The sequence below is a fragment of the Nonomuraea rubra genome, from assembly GCF_014207985.1.
GTDB classification, from domain to species: Bacteria; Actinomycetota; Actinomycetes; order Streptosporangiales; family Streptosporangiaceae; genus Nonomuraea; species Nonomuraea rubra.
Genome location: NZ_JACHMI010000001.1, coordinates 9449475 through 9469982 on the forward strand (window position 1 = coordinate 9449475; position 20508 = coordinate 9469982).

Genomic DNA, 20508 nt, shown 5'->3' on the forward strand with positions numbered 1-20508 from the left:
CGGGCCGGGCTCGCCCCTTCCGCTCCGCGAGCCCGGCCCGGCCTACCGGCCCCACCGGCCGGGGCGCCGGGCCGGCCGGCCCGGCGCCCCATCCAACCGGCGAACCCCCCGCAGGACCGGCTTCCTGGAGCGCCCGTGAACGACCCGACCCAGCACGGCCTTCCTCCCTTCCCTACGCCCCGCCCCGGCGCCCGCCCGGCCCGGTTCGCGGTGACGCGGCGCGGGTTTCTCGTGCTCGGCGCCACGACCGCCGCCACGCTCGCCCTCGACGGCCTCCCCTCCTCCCCCGCCACGGCCACCGCAGCACCCTCGGCCGCCTGGTTCGCCAGGCCGCGGCGCGAGGTGCGCCCGATGGTGCGCTGGTGGTGGCCCGACGCCCACGTCGATCCCGCCGAGATCAGGCGGGAGGTGGACCAGCTCGCCGACGCCGGCTTCGGCGGCGCGGAGATCGCGGCCGTGCACCACAGCATCCGCGACAAGTCCGTGCTCGACCCGGCGGGCCACGGCTGGGGCACCCCCGCCTGGAACACCGCCGTCGAGGCCGCGCTCGACCAGGCGGCCCGGCGCGGCCTCACCATCGACCTCACGATCGGCCCGGCCTGGCCGGCCGCCATCCCCACCATCACCCCCGCCGGCCCCGCGTCGGCCAAGGAACTGGCCCACGGCTCCGTGACCGTCCCCGCCGGAACCACCTACTCCGGCCCGGTGCCACCCCCCGTCATCCCCACCGGCGAACCCGGCAGCGAGCTGCTGCTCGTCCAGGCGGCCAGGCTCGACCCCGCCCACTCGACCCGCGACGAGACCGGCCTCGACCCCGCCTCCCTCCGGACCGTCACCGCCACGGACGGGCAGACGATCACCTGGGCCGCCCCCGCCGACGGCGACTGGCTGCTCCTCTCCTACTGGCAACGCGGCTCCGGCCAGCGCCCCGAGTCGGGCCCGCACACCGCCCCCGAGGCGTACGTCGTGGACCACTTCAGCCGCGCCGGCACCCAGGCGGTGATCGACTACTGGGAGTCGGAGCTGCTCACCCCCGCCATCCGCAAGCTGCTCAGGCGCGCCGGCGGAGCGCTGTTCGAGGACTCCATCGAGATCGAGACCGACGCCCTGCCGTGGACCCCGGACCTGCCCTCCGAGTTCGAGCGGCGCCGCGGCTACCCGCTGGCGTCCATCCTCCCGGTGGTCATGCTCGCGAACGAGGACCCGGTCTTCGCCTACGACGCCGCCCGCACCCGGCACGCCCGCAAGGACTACTGGGACACGGTGTCCGAGCTGTTCAACGAGCACCACTTCACCGCGCTGCGCGAGTGGGCGCACTCGATCGGCCTGCGGTTGCGGGCGCAGCCGTACGGGCTGCAGACCGACGCCATCGAGGCCGCGGCCATCCTGGACGTGCCGGAAGGGGAGTCGCTGGGGTTCAAGAACCTCGACGACTACCGGTGCCTGGCCGGGGGCCGGGATCTGGCCGGGCGGGAGGTGCTGTCCTGCGAGGCGGGCGCGTACCAGGGCGGGGCGTACACGACGACGTGGAAGAAGCTGCTGCGCACGCTGGGCGGGGCGTACGCGGCCGGGCTCAACCAGACGGTGCTGCACGGCTTCTCGTACGCGGACGCGCCCGGCGCCGCGTGGCCGGGGTTCGCGGCGTTCACGCCGTACGGCGGAACGGTGGGGTACGCGGAGTCGTGGGGCCCGCGCCAGCCCACCTGGGATCACATCACCGACATTTCCACCTATTTCGCGCGCCTCCATCTGGTCATGCGGCACGGCGAGCCTCGCGCTGACGTGGCCGTCCTCCGGCAGACCGGCTACACCAAGACCGGCATCGGGGCCTCCTGGTTCACCGCGAGCGGCATCCCGACCGGCTGGACCCACCAGTTCGTCAGCGGGCCCCTGCTCGACCTGCCCGCCGCGCGGGTCTCGGACGGGCGGCTGGGCCGGCCCGCGTACAAGGTGCTGTTCGTCGAGGGCGACAAGTTCTACTCGGGCGAGTGCACGATGACCGTCGGCGTGGCCCGGCGCCTGCTCGAGTACGCCGGCGCCGGCCTGCCCGTCATCCTGCTAGGCGACTGGCGTAACGCCTCGGTGCCGGGCCTGCCCCAGGACGGCGAGAACGAGCGGCTGCGCGCGATCCTGTCGGACCTGCTCGCACGTCCCACCACGCGGATGATCGCCACCGCCGCGGACGTGCCCGCCGCCCTCGCCTCCCTCGGCGTCCACCCCGATGTCCGGTACGCGGTCCCGTCCACCCTGCTCACCATGCGCCGCGTGGCCGGCGACGTGGACTACTACTACCTGTGCAACGGCAAACACCAGGAGAACGCCAAACCGCCCGTGACCGCGATCGACCACGAGGTCACGCTGGCCCGCACCAGCCGGGACAGCGTCCCGTACGTGCTCGACCCCTGGACGGGCCGCGCCTCCCGCCTCGCCCGGTACGCGGAGGAGGAGGACGGCATCCGCCTGCGCGTGACCCTGCAGCCGGGCCAGGCGAGGATCGTGGCCCTCGGCCGGCCCGGCCTGTTCGGCGACCGCACGGGGCGCCGCGCGCACGCCACCAGCACGAACGCCGACCTGGTGAGGTACGCCGCGAGCCGCCTGCTGGTGCGGGCCGCCAAGGCGGGCGTCTACACCACCACCCTCTCCGACGGCCGCACGCTCACCACCGAGATCGGCCCCGTCCCCGCCCCCGTCGAGCTGCACACCTGGCACCTCCGGGTGGAGGACCGGGGCCCCGCGCCGGCCGTGCACTCCCTGCGGCTCGACCGGCTCGCGCCCTGGCCGGAGATCCCCGGGCTGGCCGACGTGTCCGGCGTCGGCACGTACACGACCACCGTCGACGCGGACGGTCCCGCCTACCTGGAGCTGGGAGAGGTGAGCGACACCTGCCGGGTGAGCGTCAACGGCCGGCGCCTGGACCCGGTGGACCAGATCCACCCCGTCCTCGACCTCGGCCCGCACCTCCGCCGCGGCTCGAACACCATCCAGGTGGAGGTGGCGACCCCGCTCGGCAACCGGCTCAGGGTGGCGGACCCGGCCGTGTACGGCGGGCTGGCGCGGCAGCCGTACGGGCTGGTCGGCCCGGTCAGGCTGGTCCCGTACCGCGAGGCGCCTGTCAGGTGACGCCCTGGCCGGCGGTCATCGAGTCGCCGTCCCCCTGGCCGGCGGTCAGCGAGCCACCGTCCGGCAGCGGGATGCGCACGTTCCCCGTCTCCCGGCCGCCGCCCGAACGTTCGCCGCCACGACGCGCCACCGCTACGCCGGCAGGCCGATCAGGGCGGCGCTGTCCTGCCAGAGCGCCTCGCCCGCCGCGGGGTCGCAGGCCGTCTTCGACGGCTCCGGCCAGGTCAGCCGCCCCCGTACGAGCGAGGCGTACCGCTGGCCGGCGGGCGGGGTGATCGTGCCGAGGCAGAGGTCGGCCAGCGTGTGGCCGGCGGCGCGCCGGCTGTTCATGCGCGGGACCACGGCTCCCAGCCGGGTGCCGAGCAGGGACCAGATGAGCCGGATGGGCAGGCTGAAGTTGCGGGACAGGCCGGTGCCCGGCGTCGGACCGGGGTCGTAGGCGAGCACGGTGAGCTGCTTGGCTAGGGCCTCGGGGCGGGTGGCGAGCGTCCGCGCGGTCATCAGGCCGCAGAGCTTGGACGCGGTGTACGCGTGACCGCCGGCCGCCCGCGGGTCGGTGTCCCGGTCGGGGTCGAGCTCCGGGTTGGCGAGCAGGGTCGCGGTGGCGTGCCGGGGTGGCGGCAGGGTCCCGCCGTGCTCGGGGTCGTGGACGGAGCTGCTGGTGATCACCACGCGGCCGCCGCGGGCGAGCTGGGGCAGGAGCCGGCGGAGCAGGAGATAGTGGGCCAGATGGTTGACGGCGAAGGTGGTCTCGTACCCGTCGGGGGTGCGCTGGTCGATGTCGTGGAAGGACACGCCGGCGTTCAGCACGAGCACGTCGATGGGGGTGGACCCGAGGTGGTCCCGCACCGCCGAGGCGAACCTGCGTACCGAATCGAGCCTGGCCAGGTCCAGGACCGGTAACCCGTCCTGGGTGTGCGGGCCGAGGCTGCGCGCGCCGATCAGCAGCCGGGCGCCCGCGGCGGTCATGCGGGCGGCGGCGAGCTCCCCCAGCCCGGAGGTGGCTCCGGTCATCACGATCGTGGTCATGGGAGGCGCTGCCCTCACGTCGTACGGCCGCGGGCGGCACGCGGCTGCCTGCCGAGGCCGGCGGCGCCGACGTGGGCATGGAAGACGCCCATGCCCAGCACGCCGATGGCCCCCGCGGCGAGCGCGGCGATCGGATGGGCGGCGACGTCGGCCATGACCGTCAAGATGGCGGCCAGCACGTACATGAACCATCCCGCCACCAGGTTGACCAGCGGGCTGGGGCCGAAGAGCGTGGGGAACTCCTCTTTCGTGATGCCCTTCACGAAGTGCGGCGTGGCGTTGCCGGCGAGTACGCCCGCCACGAACGTGAGCAGGATCGTCTGCGTCATGGGGACTCCTGTGATCAGGTGAGGCTTCGGACGGTGATGTCGACGAGCTGCCGCAGCCGGGTGCGCAGCACGTGCACCTCGTCCTCCTGCTGGGAGATGCCGGTCAGGGCCGCCAGCAGCAGTTCGGCGGCGTCGTGCGCCGACAGGACGGTGCCGAGCCCCGGCAGCTCGTCCCCGGCGGCGAGCAGGACGGACGTGATGACGGCGGCGTGACGGTCCTTGAACGAGCGCGTCAGGTCGGGGGCGAGCACGCTCACCTCCGCGAGCATCTCGCCCCTGAACCCCGCCTCGACGCTGCCCGTGACGAACTCCAGCTTGAGGTTCAGGGCACGGAACACCCGGTCGGCGACGTCGCCGTCCTCCCGGCCGATCTCCGCCGCCTGGCCGACGAGCCGGTCGATGGCCTGCTCCGCCACGGCCCGGAAGATCTCTTCCTTGCCCGTGTAGTGCTTGTAGAGGGCGGGACGGGACACCCCCGCGGCCTGCGCGATCAGCTCCATCGACGTCCGGCGGAAGCCGTAGCGGCCGAACACCTGGAGCGCTGCGTCAAGGATCTGCTGCTGCTTCTCAATGGTCTGTGACATCGTGACAATCTTATTCAAGATTGTCACACCGTCAAGCACCGGTTCGTCGCCGAGGCGTTGACGGTCTCCAACTTGATGTACTAGATATTGAGTTATGACCTACCCGCTCACCCTCACGCAGGCGATCGCCGTGGTCGTCTACATCGCCGTGAAGGTCGAGGAGGGCTTCACCGACTTCATCTCGACGAGAGAGCTGGCGGCGGCCCTGGGGATCGCGCCACCGACCGCGACGAAGATCGTTCAGAGCCTGACGCGCGCGGGGCTCGTCGAGACCAGGGAGGGCGCCAAGGGTGGCATCAGGCTGGCCAGGCCGTCCGAGAAGATCACGCTGCTCGACGTGCTGCACGCGGGCGAGCAGGACCGTCCGCTGTTCAGGACGGACCTCACCCACGCGCTGACCGGCGGGCGCCCCGACGTGATCCGCCGGCGCGTCGCGGAGAACCTGCGGCAGGCCGAGGACGCGATGAAGGCCAGCCTGGCCGGCACCACGATCGCCGACCTCCACCGGAACACCTGATTTTTTTTCACTTTAACTAGATATAACACATATCGAGTTCAAGGAGTTTGGGGATGCGCAGATTCTTGCAGGCGGGGCTGGCACTGGTGGTGCTGCTGGCCGGCTACCTGATGTTCTGGCCCACGCCGGTCGATCCGGTCGCGTGGGATCCGCCCGCAGACCACGGCCTGACCGGTGCGTACTCACCCAACGACCGCCTGGCGGGCGTGACCCGCTTGGCACGGGGCCACGTGCGCGCCCCCGACGCCGTGACCTTCGACCGCGAAGGCAGGATGTACACGAGCTCGGCCGACGGCAAGATCTACCGCATGGCGCCCGACGGGACGGGTGCCGAGGTGTTCTCCGACGTCGGCGGCCGGCCGACCGGAATGGCCTTCGCCCCCGACGGCGCACTGATCGCGGCCAACGAGCCGCTCGGCGCCCTCATGCGGATCCCGCCCGGCGGCGGACCTCCTCGAACGCTCACCGACAGCGTGAACGGGCGGCGGCTGAGCCTGGTCAACGACGTGACGGTGGCGGCCGACGGGACCGTCTACTTCACCGAGTCCTCCTCCCGCTTCCACTACGACCGCTCCCGCTGGATCGTGCTGGAACACGCGGGCGACGGCGCGGTGCACGCCTACGACCCGCGCACCCGCCGCACGCGCGTCGTGCGCGACGGGCTGCAACTGCCGAACGGCATCACGCTGTCGGCCGACGGCACGCATCTGCTGGTGTCGGAGACCGGGGCCTACCAGGTCATCCGGCACTGGTTGTCGGGGCCACGGGCGGGGGCCACCGACACTCTCGCCGGGAACCTGCCCGGATACCCGAACGACATCTCCCCGGCGGCGGGCGGTGGTCACTGGGTGGCGCTGATGTCGCTGCGCTCGCCGCTGCTCGACGGGCTCGGCGGGTGGCCGGGGGTGCGGAGGACGATCACGCGGCTGCCGTACACGTGGCTGCCCGAGCCGGCGCCGATCGGCTTCGTGATCAGGCTCGACGCGCAGGGCACGGTGACCGCGAACCTGCAGGACTCGGGTGAGGGGGCGTTCACGGCGGTGAGCGCGGTCACCGAGCGGGACGGCGCCCTCTACCTCGGCACGGAGACCGGCGACGCCGTGGGGCGGGTGACCTACTGAGCCGGGCGGCGCCATGCCGCGCCACCGCCAGCACCACTCAACGCCACGCCAAACCACCGCCCCCCCGGACATCCGCCAGCGACTTGGGGCTGAGGGACCGACAACCCAGGATTCCGGACCGTCCGCCCGTGAGATGCTGATGCGCCGGGCGGGCCGGACCACAGTGTGGCCATGACCGACTCCGCTACCCCCGCTCCCGGCACGCCCGACGACCCGGCCGGCACCCGGGAGGCCGCACCCCGTCCCGCGTGGCTGCGCGCGCTGATCGCCGTAGGCCGCCGCTGGCCCAGCCTGCTGGCACTCGCCTGGGCCGCCTACAGCCTCTCCGACGTCGGCGACGGCCTCGAGTACGTGATCCTGTTCGTCCTACCGGCCGCGGGCTACCTGTTCATCGCGGTGGCCGACCGCCCCCGCATCACCTGGGCGGCGGTGATCGCCCTGCTGGCGACGGTCGTGGTCCTGCGCGCACTCGACATAGACCCGTGGCCGCCGCTCGCCCTCGTCGTGATCGCCCTCGCCGCGCTGGGCCTGGTCAACGGCCGGCTGCGCAGACCGCGCATCTTCGCCCTGCAGGCACCGGGCGCGCTCGCCTTCATGGCGTCCGGCATCCTGGCACTGTCGGTTCCTCCTGCGACCGGAGGCTATCTGGTGGCGGCGGGGCTGGTGGGTCACGCCGTGTGGGACGGCTTCCACTGGCGGGCCAACAAGATCGTCGCCCGTTCGTACGCCGAGTGGTGCGGCGTGCTCGACCTGGTGCTCGGCCTGGGCCTGCTGATCCTGCTCCTGACGCGCTGACCGACACTTCTGGGCGGCGTCTTTCACGGATTATCGTCACACTAGGTAAACGTAACGATACGCTAAGCGCCATGCCCTCCCCCTCACATGACGCTCTCGTCCAGCTGTTCTCCGACCGCCCCCAGCTGGTGACGGAGATCCTGCGCGACCTCATCCACGCGCAGCTTCCCGACACCGCGATCATCCAGGAGGAGGAACGCACCTTCAACACCCGGATCTCCGAGGACATCGAGCCCGACCTGGTCTTCACCATGGGACCGAAGCAGAGCCCGGTGCATGTGATCATCGGGGAAGTTCAGCAGGACAACAGGAAGGACGCCAAGCAGCTTGCGCGTTACGCCGCCGCCGCGTGGCTGATGTTGAAGTGCGACGTCACGGTCCTGGTCGTCTGTCCCCATCAATCGGTCGCCGACCACTACGCGAAACCAGTGCAGTCAGGATTGAACGGCTACCGCTTCCAGGCCCGGGTGGCGGGACCGAGGGACATCCCGGCCATCATCGACCCCCAGGAGGCCGCGGCCGATCTCCCGCTCGCGGTCATGTCCGTCATGACTCAGGGCAACGACCGCAAGGTCGTCGAAGCTTTCGCCGCAGCTCTCAACACCGCCTCCGATGAACACGCTACGAAGTACTATGAATACGCGTACAGCATGTCCGGGCCTGAAACCCAAAAGCTCCTGGAGGAGATCATGGCGTCCACCGCCTGGCCGGTCCACAGCCCCTTCGCCCGCGAACACTTCGGCCGCGGCCGAGAGGAGGGCAAGGCGGAAGAGGCCGCCAAGTCGGTTCTGCTGGTACTCCAGGCCCGCGGCTTCGACATCCCGGACGACACCCGCACCATGATCACCACCTGCACAGACCTCACACAACTCCACACCTGGCTCACCCGCGCAGCCACCGCTCACACCCCCCAAGACCTGTTCACCGAACCAAACCAACAGCACCACCAAGGCGACCATTAGGCGAGCGCAAACCACGCCCGGCCCGATTGCAGACAACCAGCTCCAGATCAGTGGTTCATGACGAGCTGGCAGGAGGCGAACCCTGGTCGAGCCCGGCAGCCCGCTGCTGGAACAGTTCGCGCTCACGGGTGTTACGGGTGAGCCCGGCCGCGCGGCGGAACTCGGCGGCGGCCTCCGCCGTCCGGCCGAGCCGGGCCAGCAGGTCGCCGCGGACGGCCGGCAGGTGCGCGTAGTCGCGTAGCGTGCGCTCGTCCAGGAGGGCGTCGGCGATCTCCAGCCCGCGCTCCGGGCCGTGGGCCATGCCGACCGCGACCGCGCGGTTCAGCTCGACGACGGATGAGGGCGTGAGGTGGGCCAGGAGCCGGTACAGGGCGGCGATGCGGGCCCAGTCGGTGGCCTGCGGGGTGAGGGCGCGGGCGTGGCAGGCGGCGATGGCGGCCTGGAGGCCGTACGGGCCGAGCGTGCCCAGTTCTTCGGCGCGGCGCAGGCCGTCCAGGCCGCGGCGGACGAGCAGCCGGTCCCAGCGGCTGCGGTCCTGGTCCGGGAGAAGGATCGGGGTGCCGTCGGCGGCGGTTCTGGCCGGGATGCGCGACGCCTGGATCTCCATGAGCGCCAGCAGGCCGTGCACCTCGGGTTCGGACGGCATGAGCCCGGCGAGCACCCGGCCGAGCCGCATCGCCTCCTGGCAGAGCGCCGGGCGGATCCAGTCCTCGCCGGCGCTGGCCGCGTACCCCTCGTTGAAGATCAGGTAGATGACTTCGAGGACGGAGGCCAGCCGGGCGGGCAGTTCGGCGGGCGGCGGCAGCTCGATGGGGATCTGCTTGTCGGCGAGCGTGCGCTTGGCGCGGGAGATGCGCTGGCCGACGGTGGGTTCGGGGGCGAGGAACGCCCGCGCGATCTCGGCGGTGGACAGGCCGCCGAGCAGGCGGAGGGTGAGCGCGAGCCGCCCCTCGACCGGGAGTTCCGGGTGGCAGGCGGTGAAGATCAGGCGTAGCAGGTCGTCACCGATGTGGTCGTCGAGGGCGTCGTCGAGTTCGGCTTCTGCCCATTCCTGGCGGAGTTCCATGTCGCGGCCGATCTCTTGCAGCTTGCGCTGGTAGGTATCGCGGCGGCGGAACTGGTCGATGGCGCGGTGCTTGGCGGTCAGCGTCAGCCAGGCGCCCGGATTGTCCGGTACGCCGTTACGCGGCCATTCTTCGAGCGCCGCCACCAGGGCGTCCTGGGCCAGCTCCTCCGCCAGCCCGATGTCATTGACCATGCGGGCCAGCGCGGCGATGACCCGGGCGGATTCGATGCGCCAGACCGCCTCGACCGCCCGGTGGGAATCGGCTACCGTCATGCCTCCCGATTATCGCGATCACGCAGGAGGCGCGAAGTCCGCGGGGCCGAACAGCCGGAGCACGTCGGCCTCGCCCTCCCAGCCGGGCCACAGGTCGCGGTGCAGCTTGACGAAGCGGGAGGCCCATTCCACGGCCTCCTCCTTGGTCCTGACCTCGTACAGGGCGTAGCTGATCATCTCCTTGGCCTCGGCGAACGGGCCGTCACTGACGATCAGCCGGCCTCCGCCGACCTCGACGCGCGCGCCCTCCGAGCTGGGGGCCAGGCCGCTGGTGTCGAGCAGGGCGCCGGACTCGGTGGCCTCCTGGCCGAGCTTCATGATGGCTTCCATGAGGTCGGCCGGGGGCGGGCCGGCGGGCTGGGTGACGACTTTGAGGGTGACGAGGTAGCGCATGGTCGCGATGCCTTTCGGTGTGAGAGAGAGGATTCAGGCGGAGCGGGACAGGTTCAGCGACACTAGCGACATCCAGATCCAGAGGGCCAGGATGCCGGCGACGAACGCGAGGTTGGACCAGGCGATCCCGCCGCCACTGGCGATGCCGATGAACGAGCCGAGGAAGAGGGTCCCGGTGACGCGGGAGTACCAGGCCCAGCCCTTGCGGCCGTCGCGGGCGAAGCGGGAGGCGAGGACGTAGCAGGCCGCGACCGCGCAGAGGAAGCCCACGCCGCCGACGGCCATGTGCAGGGTGCCGGAGAGGGTGATGGCGCCGGGGCCTTCCGGGGTTCCGGCGGGGAAGCCCATGGCGGGGTCGGCGGGGAAGAGGGCGGCGCCGATCATGCCGGCGCCGAACGCTCCGATGAGGACGGGGGCCCACTGGGCGCCGCGTCCCGGCGCCAGGGCCCGCCGCATGCCGGCCGCCGCGGCGATGGTCGCCAGGGCGGTGAGGACGAAGTTGAGGGTCTGGATCCAGCCGAGGTCGCCGTTGGCCAGGAAGCTCCAGGGGTGGCGGAGCAGGTCGAAGCCCTCCCTGGTGAACGCCTGGGCCAGGGCGACGGTCACGTACATCGGGCCTGCCAGGACGCCGAATCCGAGCAGCAGGCGGGGGCGGGAGATCACGCGGGAGATCGGGCCGGAGGAGGTCTGGGCGAGCTGAGCCATGGTGGTCCACCTTGCGTCGCGGGGGCCGGCCGGTCCGGCCCTCTGGCTAGGCAGCGAACGAGCCGGGCCGGTTTCGACACGGCCAAAGGATTTCTTCCAACTTTTTTCTGGACCGCCAGCGATCGCGGGGCGGCAGGTGTCGGGCTCACAGCTCTTGACCGGACCTGTTAAGAGGTCTACATATATATTCACCGCCAACTATCCATTCGCGCGTAGAGAGGCCGAATGTGAAGGCATCGATCCCCGTTCTCGTCACAGCGCTCGTCTTAGTCACCACCCCGGCCGCCGCGGAGACCGGTCCCCGGTTCTCGGCGCCGGGACGTGGCGGGACCTGCGTGGACGCCCCCCTGACGATCACCTTCCCCGAGCCCGTCACCCTGGGTTCCTCGGGGGCGATCGAGATCCGGCGTGCGGACGGCACGCTCGCCGACCGCATCGAGGCGGCCACCGCCAAGACGGACAAGAAGAACATCGGACAGGCGATCTCGGACACGGGGCTGCCGCACGACTTCTCGTACGAATCGATCATGGTGGAGGGCGGCACCGCCACCGTCCATCCGCACCGCCAGTTCGAGTACGGCCAGACGTACACCGTCACCGTCGAGGCCGGCGTCTTCCCCGGGCACGGCGCGGCGAGCTGGCGGTTCTCGACCAGGAAGCATCCGCCGCGCAACCTGCGCCACCTGACCGTCTCCGCCGCCGGGGCCGGTGACTTCTGCACCGTGCAGGGCGCCATCGACGCCGTGCCCACCGGCAACACGCGGCCGGTCACCATCGACGTCAAGCGCGGCGTCTACACCGAGATGGTGTACGTCCGCGAGGACCGGCCGTACCTGACCGTCAAGGGCGCGGGCCAGGGCCGCACCGTGATCCGGTACCCCAACAACGACCTGCGCAACGGCGACAAGGCGCTGGTCGACGGCGGGCCGGCGGACGTGTGCCCGCGCCGCGTGCTGGAGACCTCCGACCTGCACAACTGCTGGCGGCAGACGTTCGGCGTGGACGCGGCCGACTTCCGGCTCGCCGACCTCACCGTGCACAACACGACCCCGGACGGGGGCTCGCAGGCCGAGGCGTTCCGCGGCAACAACGACCGCATCCTGCTGGAACGGGTGAACCTGTTCAGCAACCAGGACACGCTGCGGCTGCAGGGCAAGGGCTTCGTGACCGACAGCCACATCCGCGGGGACACCGACTTCGTCTGGGGCACGGGGACGGTGTTCATCCAGGACTCGGTGCTGGAGTCGACCGACCGCGGTTACATCTCGCAGAGCCGCAGCGACCACACGCGGCCGGGCTACGTGTTCGTGCGCACCAAGCTGACCAGGGCGCCGGGGGTGCCGGACGCGTCCGTGGTGCTGGGGCGCACCGCGGTGTGGCGGTTCACGCACAGCCAGGCGGTGTTCATCGACACGAAGATGGACGCCCACGTGGCGCCGGTGGGCTGGCAGATCGATCCGAACGACTGCGCGCAGGCCGGGTCGGCCTCGTTCTGGGAGTACGGCAGCACCGATCTGGACGGCCGCCCGATCGACACCTCGCAGCGGCTGGCCTGCTCGCGGCAGCTCACGCCCGAGGAGGCGAAGCGGTGGAGCGACCCCTCGTTCGTGCTGGGCGGCTGGAATCCCCTGGATGGAGTGACGCGATGACGACGCCGGATATGTCGGGAATGCCCAGTCCGAGCAAGGGTGAGGGTAGGGGCGCAGGTGCGGGGGCGAGCAGGCGCAGGATGCTCGGGGGCGTGCTGGGCGGGATCGGCGTCGCGCTGGCGGCGGGCGTCCCGGCGGGCGCCGCGCACGCAGGCGTCCCCCACGGGAGCGCGGCGACAGGGAGCGGAGCGGCAGGGACGGCGGGCGGGCCCGGGACCGCGGCGGCCGGGCACGGTGGCAAGCGGGCGCCGCGCCCGGTGGCGCCGGTGAACCAGGAGGCGGCGGCCAGGTTCGGCCCCGAGTACAAGACCCTTCCCCCAGCCGTCGCCGGCGTCGACATCGAGCCGCTGATCGGCATCACCGACCCCGAGGACATCACGGCCCGCCGCCGCAAGATGACCGACTTCATCTGGAAGGGCGCCGGCCTCCCCACGACGACCCCCACCGTGGAAACGGGAGTGACCGCCCCGGACTTCGCCTCGCTCACCGGCGTACGCAGGATCGACCTGCTGACCGTCCCCCTCAAGTACCGGATCACCGCCAAGGTGTACGACCTCCTCCCCCGCAAGCCCTGGAACCGCCGCCTGGCCCTGTACCACAACGGCCACGGCGAGCCCTTCGACACCATGCTCCGCACCATCCAGGCGCTCCTCGACCGCGGCTACCGCGTGATGGCGTACGCGATGCCCTTCCACCACTGGAACGGCGGCCAGCAGATCGAGGACCCGAAGAACCCGGGCACAATGTTGCCCAGCCCCTCCCACCGCGAGCTGGTGCCCTGGGAGAGCGACACGTTCTCCACGCTGACGTTCTTCCTGGAGCCGCTCGTCGTCACGCTGAACCACGCGCAGGCGACCTACCGCCCGGCGTCGGTGGAGATGCTGGGCCTGTCCGGCGGCGGCTGGACGACCACGGTGTACGCGGCGCTGGACCCCCGGATCAACCACAGCTACCCGACGGCCGGCTCGCTGCCGTTCTTCCTGCGGGCCGCCTCCCCCAAGCCCAGCCCGACCACCGGCGACTGGGAGCAGACGAGGGCGTCGTTCCCCGGCTTCTACTCCTCGATCACGGCGGGCACGGCCGACGACTACCTCGAGATGTACGTGATGGCCTCGGTCGGCGAGAACCGGGGGCAGTTGCAGGTGCTCAACCGCTTCGACGACTGCTGTTTCAACGGCGTGAGCCACCGCGTCTACCAGGCTCCGGTGCGCGACCGGGTGGCGCTGCTCGCCGGCGGGCGGCCCGAGCGGGGGCGGTGGGACCTGCTGGAGGACGCCACGCACGACGACCACACCATCTCGCCGCACGCGCTTTCCGTGATCCTCTGGGACCTTGACACCGCAAATGTCACAACATAATATCGGAATATAGATACACTGCTGAATAGATATTCAGACGGAGGTCGCATGGCGGACAGGACTTTTTCCCATCGGCGCCGGGTGATCATCAACACCGATGCGAAAAACGAGGCGGACGACCAATTCGCCATCGTGCACGCCCTGCTCTCCCCCAGCCTGGATATCCGCGGTCTGGTGGCCGCGCATTTCGGCAACCGGCGCACCCGGTCGAGCCTGGAGGAAAGCCGGGCGGAGATCGAGCTGCTGCTGCGGCTCATGAAGCTCGACGGCCGGGTGCCGGTGGCGGACGGCGCGCCGTACGCGCTGCCCGACGCCGGCACCCCGGTCCCGGCCCCGGGCGTCGAGCTGATCGTCGAGGAGGCCATGCGCGACGTGGCCGAGCCGCTCTACGTGGCCTTCCTCGGCCCGCTGACCGACATGGCCTCGGCCCTGATGCTGGAGCCGCGCATCGCCGAGCGGGACGTGACCGTGATCTGGATCGGCGGCGGCGGGTACGACGGCGTCGGGCCGCAGAACGGCAGGCCGGAGTTCAACCTGTCCAACGACATCGTGGCGGCCAACCTCGTCTTCTCCTCGGCGCTCAAGGTGTGGCAGGTCCCGGCGCCGACGTACCGGATGATGGCCGTCGGCTACGCCGAGCTCGACGCGAAGGTCGCGCCGTGCGGCGAGGTCGGCGAGTACCTCGTGCGCCAGCTCGTGGAGTGGAACGAGCGGCAGCACGGCGGGTCGATCGAGTTCCGCGTGCTCGGCGACTCCCCCGCGATCGGGCTGATGCTGCACCCCGACTGCGGGACCTGGGTGGAGCGGCCGGCACCGGCCTTCCGTTACGACGGCACGTACGACTTCTCCGCCGCCGAAGACGCCAGCAGGCCGATCCGCGTCTACGGCTCGATCGACGCGCGCTTCATCCATGAGGACTTCTTCGCGAAGCTACGCGCCTTCGCGGATCACCGCTGACAGGGAGGGACGAGGACCATGCTGACGTTCGGCGCCGGGATATGGGCGTTCGGGCAGATCGTCGACCGGTACGCCACCGACGGTTACGGCCCGGCCAGGACGATGACGGAGATGCTGGACCTGGCGGCGGCCGTGGACGGGCTGGAGTGCCTGGACATCAACGTGCCGTTCGCCGAGGGGATCTCCAAGGCGTCCGAGCTGGCGCAGGCGCTGGCCGAGCGCGGGCTGCGGGCCAGGGCGATCACGCCGCACCTCTACACCAGGGAGTTCGCCAGAGGGGCGTTCACCAACCCCGAGCCCGAGGTGCGCCGCCGCGCCGCCGAGCGCGTGCACGAGGCCGTCGCCGTGGCCAGGGAGCTGGGCGCCGACTACGTGAAGTTCTGGCCTGGCCAGGACGGGTTCGACCTGCCGGGGCAGGCCGACTACGCGCGGCTGTGGGAGCTGACGGTGGGCGCGATCGGCGATCTCGCCTCGGCGCATCCCGACGTGCAGTTCGCGATCGAGTACAAGGCCAAGGAGCCGCGGGTGCGCATCACGCTCGCCGACGCGGCCCGTACGCTGCTGGCCATCGACGAGGCGGGGCAGCCGAACGTCGGCATCGTCATGGACTTCGGTCACTCGCTGCTGGCCGGCGAGACGCCGGCCGAGGCGGTGCAGCTCGTGCACCGGCGCGGCAGGCTCGTCTCGGTCGAGCTGAACGACAACTGGCGCGGCTGGGACGACGACCTGCCGGTGGCCTCGGTGCACCTGTTCGAGACCGTCGAGTACCTGCTGGCCGTGCGCCGGATCGGCTGGGACAGGCCGGTCCTGCTCGACCAGTTCCCGTTCAGGGAGGACCCGGTACGCGCGCTGTCCGAGAGCATCAGGACCATCCGCGCACTGGAGCAGGTGTGCGACCGGATCGACCTGGAAGAGCTGGCGGACGCGCAGGAGCGGCAGGACGCGCTCGCGGCGCAGGCGATCCTCTGGTCGGCGATCGGGATGGCACGTGCGACCTAGCCCGACGACCATCACGGCCGCCCCGCCCGGCCACGACGTCACCGATCTCCTCCCCGACCACGACGCGATCGCCGAGTGGCGCGGGCTGCGCGAGCGGCTGGCACGCGCCGACAGGGACGCCGCGGCCGCCGCGCTGGCGGCCCTGGCCGGCGGGATCCGCCGCACCGTGATCAGCACGATCGCGGGGGCGGGCCTCGGCCACGCGGGCGGCGACCTGTCGGTGACGGACATCCTCGCCACCCTGTACGGCGCGGTGCTCCGCGTCGACCCGGCCGACCCCGGCTGGCCGGACCGCGACCGGCTGGTCCTGAGCAAGGGTCACTGCTCGGTCGCCCTCTACACCACGCTCTCCACCTGCGGTTTCTTCCCGGCGGAGCGTTTGAGCACGTTCGCGGCCCCGATGTCGCCGCTCAACGGCCACCCGAGCCGCAGGTCGGTGCCCGGCGTCGAGACCAGCACCGGCCCGCTCGGGCACGGCCTGCCGGTGGGCGTCGGCATCGCGGTCGGCCTGCGCCTGCGCGGCTCGGCGGCCAGGACCGTGGTGGTGCTGGGCGACGGCGAGCTGCAGGAGGGCAGCAACTGGGAGGCCGCGATGACGGCGGGGCATCGGGGGCTCACGTCGCTGACGGCCGTGATCGACAGGAACGGCCTGCAGCAGGGCGCCAGGACCAGCGCGACCAACGAGCTGGAGCCGCTGGCCGACAAGTGGCGCGCGTTCGGCTGGGAGGCGGTCGAGGTGGACGGCCACGACCACCTGGCGCTGCTGGACGCCCTGACCGCGCCGCACGACGCGGGCCGGCCGCGCTGCGTGATCGCCAGGACCGTCAAGGGTCGGGGGGTTTCTTTCATGGAGGACCGGGTGGAGTGGCATCACAAGGTGCCGGACGCCGAGCAGGCCCGCTCGGCACTCGAGGAACTGCGTTGATCCTCCGGCAGACGCGCGAAGAGACGCACGAGGAGACGTACGACTGCAGGGACGCCTTCGCGGACGAGCTGGTCAGGCTGGCGCGCGCGGACAGCCGCGTCGTGGCCGTCTGCAACGACTCGGTGGGCTCCAGCAAGCTGGGCGCGTTCGCCGCCGAGTTCCCCGACCGGCTGGTCAACGTGGGCATCGCCGAGCAGGACATGGTCGGCATCGGCGCCGGGCTGGCCAACGCGGGGCTGGTGCCGTTCGTGTGCGGGGCGGCGACGTTCCTGACGGCCAGGGCATTGGAGCAGATCAAGGCCGACGTGGCCTACAGCCTGGCGAACGTCAAGCTGTGCGGGATGAGCCCCGGGCTGGCGTACGGGGCGCTGGGGCCGACGCACCACTCGACGGAGGACCTGTCGTGGTTGCGGGCCATCGCCGACCTGCCGGTCGTCGTGCCCGCCGACCCCGCGCAGACCCGCGCGGCGATCAGGTGGGCGGCGGAGACGGAGGGGCCGGTGTTCCTGCGGATCGGCAGGTTCCCCGTGCCGGACGTGTCGCCGCCGGGTGTCCCCGCCTTCACGTACGGGCGGGCGGTGCGGCTGCGCGAGGGCGTGGACGCGACGGTCGTGGCGACGGGCACGATGGTGAGCCGGGCGATGCGCGCCGCGGCGCTGCTGGAGGAGCGCGGGGTGCAGGCCCGGGTGGTGAACGTGTCCACGATCTCCCCCCTCGACCGGGAGGAGATCGTGGCGGCGGCCCGGCAGACGGGCGCGGTCGTGACGGCCGAGGAGGCGGTGCCCACCGGCGGGCTCGGGGCGGCGGTGGCGGAGGTCGTGCTGGAGACGCGGCCGGTGCCGATGCGGCTGCTCGGCACCCGCGCGTTCGCGCCGACCGGGGAGCCGGGCTTCCTGCTGGAGCACTTCGGGCTCACCGCTGACGGGATCGCCCGGGCCGTGCTGGAGGTGCTGGGCCTTGACCACGTCTGAACGGCGGTTCGTCCTGGGGGTCGATCAGGGCACGAGCGCGACCAAGGCGATCCTGATGGACGCGGCGGGTGAGATCGTGGCGCGGGCCTCGGCGCCGCTGTCCAGCCGGCATCCCGGGCCGGGGCTGGTCGAGCAGGACGGCGAGGAGCTGTGGCGCGGCGTCCTGGAGGCCGTGGCCGGCTGTCTCGCGCAGGCGCCCCCCGGGCTGGTCATCGCCGTGGGCCTGAGCGTGCAGCGCGAGTCGGTGATCCTCTGGGACCGGGCCACGGGCGCCCCGCTCGGGCCGCTGGTGAGCTGGCAGGACCGCCGGGGCACCGGCCTGTGCGCCCGCCTGGCCGCCGACGGCGCCGCCTCCCTGGTACGCCGCACCAGCGGCCTCCCCCTGGACCCGATGTTCTCCGCCGCCAAGGCGGCCTGGCTGCTCGACCACCACGACCCCGGGCGGGTGCGATCCGGCAGGGGCGAGCTGTGCCTGGGCACGGTGGACTCGTGGCTGCTGCACCGGCTGGGCGGCGGCCACGTGATCGAGGTGGGGTGCGCCTCCCGTACGCAGTTGCTGGACGTGCGGCGGCGGGCGTGGAGCCCGGAGCTGCTCGGCCTGTTCGGCGTGCCGGTGGAGGCGCTGCCGCGCGTGGTGGCCTCCACCGGGACGCACGCCGACGCGAAGGCGCTGCATCCCGCGCTGGCCGGGGTACCGGTCGCGGCGGTGCTGGGCGACTCGCACGCCGCCCTGTTCGCGCACGCCGCGGGGCAGGCGGGGCGAGTCAAGGTCACGTACGGCACGGGCTCGTCGGTGATGGCGCCGGTCCCGGGGCCGCAGGAGGTGGACGACGAGGGGCTGTGCCTGACGGTCGGCTGGGACGACGGCGTGCCCGCGTACGCGCTGGAGGGCAACATCCTGTCCACCGGCGCCACGGTCGCCTGGCTGGCCGGGGTCCTGGGGACGGAGGCCGGGGAGCTGGCGCGGCTCGCGACCGCCGGCCGCCGGGGTAGGCTGCAGATCGTGCCGGCGTTCGGCGGCCTCGGGGCGCCGTGGTGGGACGACCGGGCAGAGGCGATCATGACGGGTTTCGGCCTGGACAGCCGGCGGGAGGACATGGCGAGGGCGGCGGTCGACTCGATCGGCCTGCAGGTCGGCGATGTCGTGTCGGCCGTGGAGCGCGCGGCGGGGCCGGTGGCGGAGCTGCTGGCCGACGGCGGGCCCACCGCCAACGCCGACCTCATGCAGTGGCAGGCCGACGTGACCGGTCACGCGGTGCGCGTCGCGCGCCGCCCCGAGCTGTCGGCCCTCGGGGCCGCGCACCTCGCCGGGGCCGCATCCGGTGTATGGTCCCGCCGGGAGCTGTCCGGGCTGCCCCGCCATGGCCGGCGCTACACCCCCGTTCTGCCGGTGTGCGAACGGCGTCGCGCCCTAGCAGAATGGCACTCGGCAGTGGCCCGGGCTCGCCACCGGACCAGCAGGAGCGGCGGAGCCGAAGCGGAGGCCAGCGATCGTGGGAGCTGACAGTCAGTTCGAGAAGGGCCGCGCGGAGCCCGTGCGGTTCGGCGGGCGCCGGCTCAGCCAGGAGTCCGAGCGCATGCGGCTGCTCGTCCGCGTGGCCCGGCTCTACCACGAGCACGGCGTGCGGCAGCCGCAGATCGCCGCCCAGCTGCGCATCTCGCAGCCGCGCGTGTCCCGGCTGCTGAAGGAGGCCGCGGAGATCGGCATCGTGCGCACGGTGGTCGTGGTGCCCAGCGGCGTGCACGCGCTGCTGGAGGAGGACCTGGAGCGCAAGTACGGCGTGGAGCAGATCATCGTCGTGGACGCCTCCGGCGACAGCCACGACGTGGTGGCCGCGCTGGGCTCGGCGGGTGCGACGTACCTCGACGCCACGCTGATCGGCGGCGAGCACCTGGGCATCTCCTCGTGGAGCGCGAGCCTGCTGGCCACGGTGGAGGCCATGCAGCGCCGCCCGGTGCGGGTGGCCGAGGAGGTCGTGCAGCTCATCGGCGGCGTGGGCAAGGGCTCGGCGCAGGTGCAGGCCACCCGGCTGGCCGCCCACCTGGCCGACCTGACCGGCGCCGAGCCGGTGTTCCTGCCCGCGCCGGGGCTGGTCGGCTCGGCGGTGGCGCGGCAGGCGCTGTCCGACGACCACGTGGTGCGGCAGGTGGTGGACGCCTGGTCGCGGCTGACGACGGTGCTGGTCGGGATCGGCAGCCTCAACCCGTCGCCATTGCTGCAGGAGAGCGGCAACGCGATCGGCGAGGAGGAGATGGAGACGCTGCGCGGGCTCGGCGCCGTGGGTGACGTGTGCCTGCGCTTCTTCGACGCCGAAGGACGGCTGGTCGACTCGCCGCTGGAGGAGCGCATCCTCGGCATCCCGGCCGCCGACCTGCTGCGCGTGCCGCGGCGCATCGCGATCGCCGGCGGGCGGCGCAAGACCGCCGCCATCAGGGCCGCGCTCAAGGGCGGCTGGGTCAACACGCTCATCACGGACGTGGGCGTGGCCGAGGAGCTGCTCAAGGACTAGCTCCCGCCCCCAGGACAGGGCCGCCGTGCGCACGCCGCACGGCGGCCTTCGCCGTTCCTGGACGGGTCCTGAGAATTTACCGGCGCGTCATCTGGCCGAGAAACCGCTCTTGACAGTCACATCCGTGTCGTTCACGATGTGATGCAATCCACTCCATTCATGGCTGAATAAAAATTCTCACCTAGCGACAGCGTGGTCCGGAGTGTGCCGATGCACGGCACAGCCCTGCCTATTCCCGGGGCGGA

The 20508-nt window shown here is 72.0% G+C and carries 20 protein-coding genes; 13 read left to right on the forward strand and 7 right to left on the reverse strand.

Features of this window, described 5'->3' with window-relative positions; genetic code table 11:
• The first annotated feature begins 135 nt into the window (after window positions 1–135).
• A complete protein-coding gene (locus HD593_RS43070) occupies window positions 136–3120 on the forward strand; it encodes a glycosyl hydrolase (RefSeq protein WP_312904132.1) in 2985 nt (994 codons plus the stop codon).
• On the opposite strand, the gene HD593_RS43075 is transcribed toward HD593_RS43070, so the two are convergent.
• From HD593_RS43075 to HD593_RS43090, 4 genes are read right to left on the reverse strand one after another with little or no spacing between them, the layout of a single operon-like run.
• A complete protein-coding gene (locus tag HD593_RS43075; RefSeq protein ID WP_185108375.1) occupies window positions 3113–3250 on the reverse strand; it encodes a hypothetical protein in 138 nt (45 codons plus the stop codon). The two genes, HD593_RS43070 and HD593_RS43075, sit on opposite strands and share 8 nt — an antisense overlap.
• A 2-nt stretch (window positions 3251–3252) precedes the next feature.
• Window positions 3253–4149 carry an SDR family NAD(P)-dependent oxidoreductase gene (locus HD593_RS43080; RefSeq protein WP_185108376.1) on the reverse strand — a complete coding sequence of 299 codons (897 nt, stop codon included), beginning with the start codon at window positions 4147–4149 and terminating at the stop codon, window positions 3253–3255.
• Window positions 4150–4163: 14 nt separating this feature from the next.
• A complete protein-coding gene (locus HD593_RS43085; protein ID WP_185108378.1) occupies window positions 4164–4478 on the reverse strand; it encodes a hypothetical protein in 315 nt (104 codons plus the stop codon).
• A 14-nt stretch (window positions 4479–4492) separates the two neighbouring features.
• Window positions 4493–5062 carry a TetR/AcrR family transcriptional regulator gene (locus HD593_RS43090; protein WP_185108380.1) on the reverse strand — a complete coding sequence of 190 codons (570 nt, stop codon included), beginning with the start codon at window positions 5060–5062 and terminating at the stop codon, window positions 4493–4495.
• 94 nt (window positions 5063–5156) lie between these two features.
• Between HD593_RS43090 and HD593_RS43095 the strand changes: the two genes are divergently transcribed.
• From HD593_RS43095 to HD593_RS43110, 4 genes are all read left to right on the forward strand, one after another.
• Window positions 5157–5579, forward strand: coding sequence for an RrF2 family transcriptional regulator (locus tag HD593_RS43095; RefSeq protein ID WP_185108381.1), 423 nt, complete (start codon window positions 5157–5159; stop codon window positions 5577–5579).
• Between the two features lie 53 nt (window positions 5580–5632).
• Window positions 5633–6700, forward strand: a complete 1068-nt coding sequence (locus HD593_RS43100) for an SMP-30/gluconolactonase/LRE family protein (protein ID WP_185108383.1) — start codon at window positions 5633–5635, stop codon at window positions 6698–6700.
• A gap of 171 nt (window positions 6701–6871) precedes the next feature.
• Entirely contained in the window at window positions 6872–7495 is a 624-nt protein-coding gene (locus HD593_RS43105) for a hypothetical protein (RefSeq protein ID WP_185108384.1), read from the forward strand.
• A gap of 71 nt (window positions 7496–7566) precedes the next feature.
• Window positions 7567–8457, forward strand: a complete 891-nt coding sequence (locus HD593_RS43110) for an RpnC/YadD family protein (RefSeq protein ID WP_246547024.1) — start codon at window positions 7567–7569, stop codon at window positions 8455–8457.
• Between the two features lie 55 nt (window positions 8458–8512).
• Here the strand turns inward: HD593_RS43110 and HD593_RS43115 are convergent, their stop codons facing one another.
• From HD593_RS43115 to HD593_RS43125, 3 genes are read right to left on the reverse strand one after another with little or no spacing between them, the layout of a single operon-like run.
• Window positions 8513–9796, reverse strand: a complete 1284-nt coding sequence (locus HD593_RS43115; protein WP_185108387.1) for an RNA polymerase sigma factor — start codon at window positions 9794–9796, stop codon at window positions 8513–8515.
• Between the two features lie 18 nt (window positions 9797–9814).
• Window positions 9815–10189: a YciI family protein gene (locus HD593_RS43120; protein WP_185108389.1), complete on the reverse strand. Its 375-nt coding sequence runs from the start codon at window positions 10187–10189 to the stop codon at window positions 9815–9817.
• A gap of 33 nt (window positions 10190–10222) precedes the next feature.
• Window positions 10223–10894: a DUF998 domain-containing protein gene (locus tag HD593_RS43125; RefSeq protein WP_185108391.1), complete on the reverse strand. Its 672-nt coding sequence runs from the start codon at window positions 10892–10894 to the stop codon at window positions 10223–10225.
• Window positions 10895–11121: 227 nt separating this feature from the next.
• Between HD593_RS43125 and HD593_RS43130 the strand changes: the two genes are divergently transcribed.
• From HD593_RS43130 to HD593_RS43165, 8 genes are read left to right on the forward strand one after another with little or no spacing between them, the layout of a single operon-like run.
• The gene (locus HD593_RS43130; protein ID WP_185108393.1) at window positions 11122–12543 is read left to right on the forward strand and encodes a pectinesterase family protein; all 1422 of its coding nucleotides are present in this window, start codon (window positions 11122–11124) and stop codon (window positions 12541–12543) included.
• On the forward strand, window positions 12540–13901 hold the full coding sequence (locus HD593_RS43135; protein ID WP_185108395.1) for a hypothetical protein: 1362 nt from the start codon (window positions 12540–12542) through the stop codon (window positions 13899–13901). The genes HD593_RS43130 and HD593_RS43135 overlap by 4 nt, the downstream gene beginning before the upstream one ends.
• Before the next feature lie 48 nt (window positions 13902–13949).
• Complete coding sequence (locus HD593_RS43140; protein WP_185108397.1) at window positions 13950–14858, forward strand: nucleoside hydrolase; 909 nt, start codon at window positions 13950–13952, stop codon at window positions 14856–14858.
• A gap of 18 nt (window positions 14859–14876) precedes the next feature.
• Window positions 14877–15857 carry a sugar phosphate isomerase/epimerase family protein gene (locus HD593_RS43145; protein WP_185108398.1) on the forward strand — a complete coding sequence of 327 codons (981 nt, stop codon included), beginning with the start codon at window positions 14877–14879 and terminating at the stop codon, window positions 15855–15857.
• Window positions 15847–16782, forward strand: a complete 936-nt coding sequence (locus HD593_RS43150; RefSeq protein WP_221525277.1) for a transketolase — start codon at window positions 15847–15849, stop codon at window positions 16780–16782. Before HD593_RS43145 ends, HD593_RS43150 begins: the two co-directional genes overlap by 11 nt.
• Window positions 16779–17753: a transketolase family protein gene (locus HD593_RS43155; RefSeq protein WP_221525278.1), complete on the forward strand. Its 975-nt coding sequence runs from the start codon at window positions 16779–16781 to the stop codon at window positions 17751–17753. Before HD593_RS43150 ends, HD593_RS43155 begins: the two co-directional genes overlap by 4 nt.
• Window positions 17740–19257 carry an FGGY family carbohydrate kinase gene (locus tag HD593_RS43160; RefSeq protein ID WP_221525279.1) on the forward strand — a complete coding sequence of 506 codons (1518 nt, stop codon included), beginning with the start codon at window positions 17740–17742 and terminating at the stop codon, window positions 19255–19257. Before HD593_RS43155 ends, HD593_RS43160 begins: the two co-directional genes overlap by 14 nt.
• Window positions 19247–20263: a sugar-binding transcriptional regulator gene (locus HD593_RS43165; RefSeq protein WP_312904134.1), complete on the forward strand. Its 1017-nt coding sequence runs from the start codon at window positions 19247–19249 to the stop codon at window positions 20261–20263. Before HD593_RS43160 ends, HD593_RS43165 begins: the two co-directional genes overlap by 11 nt.
• Window positions 20264–20508: the final 245 nt, after the last annotated feature.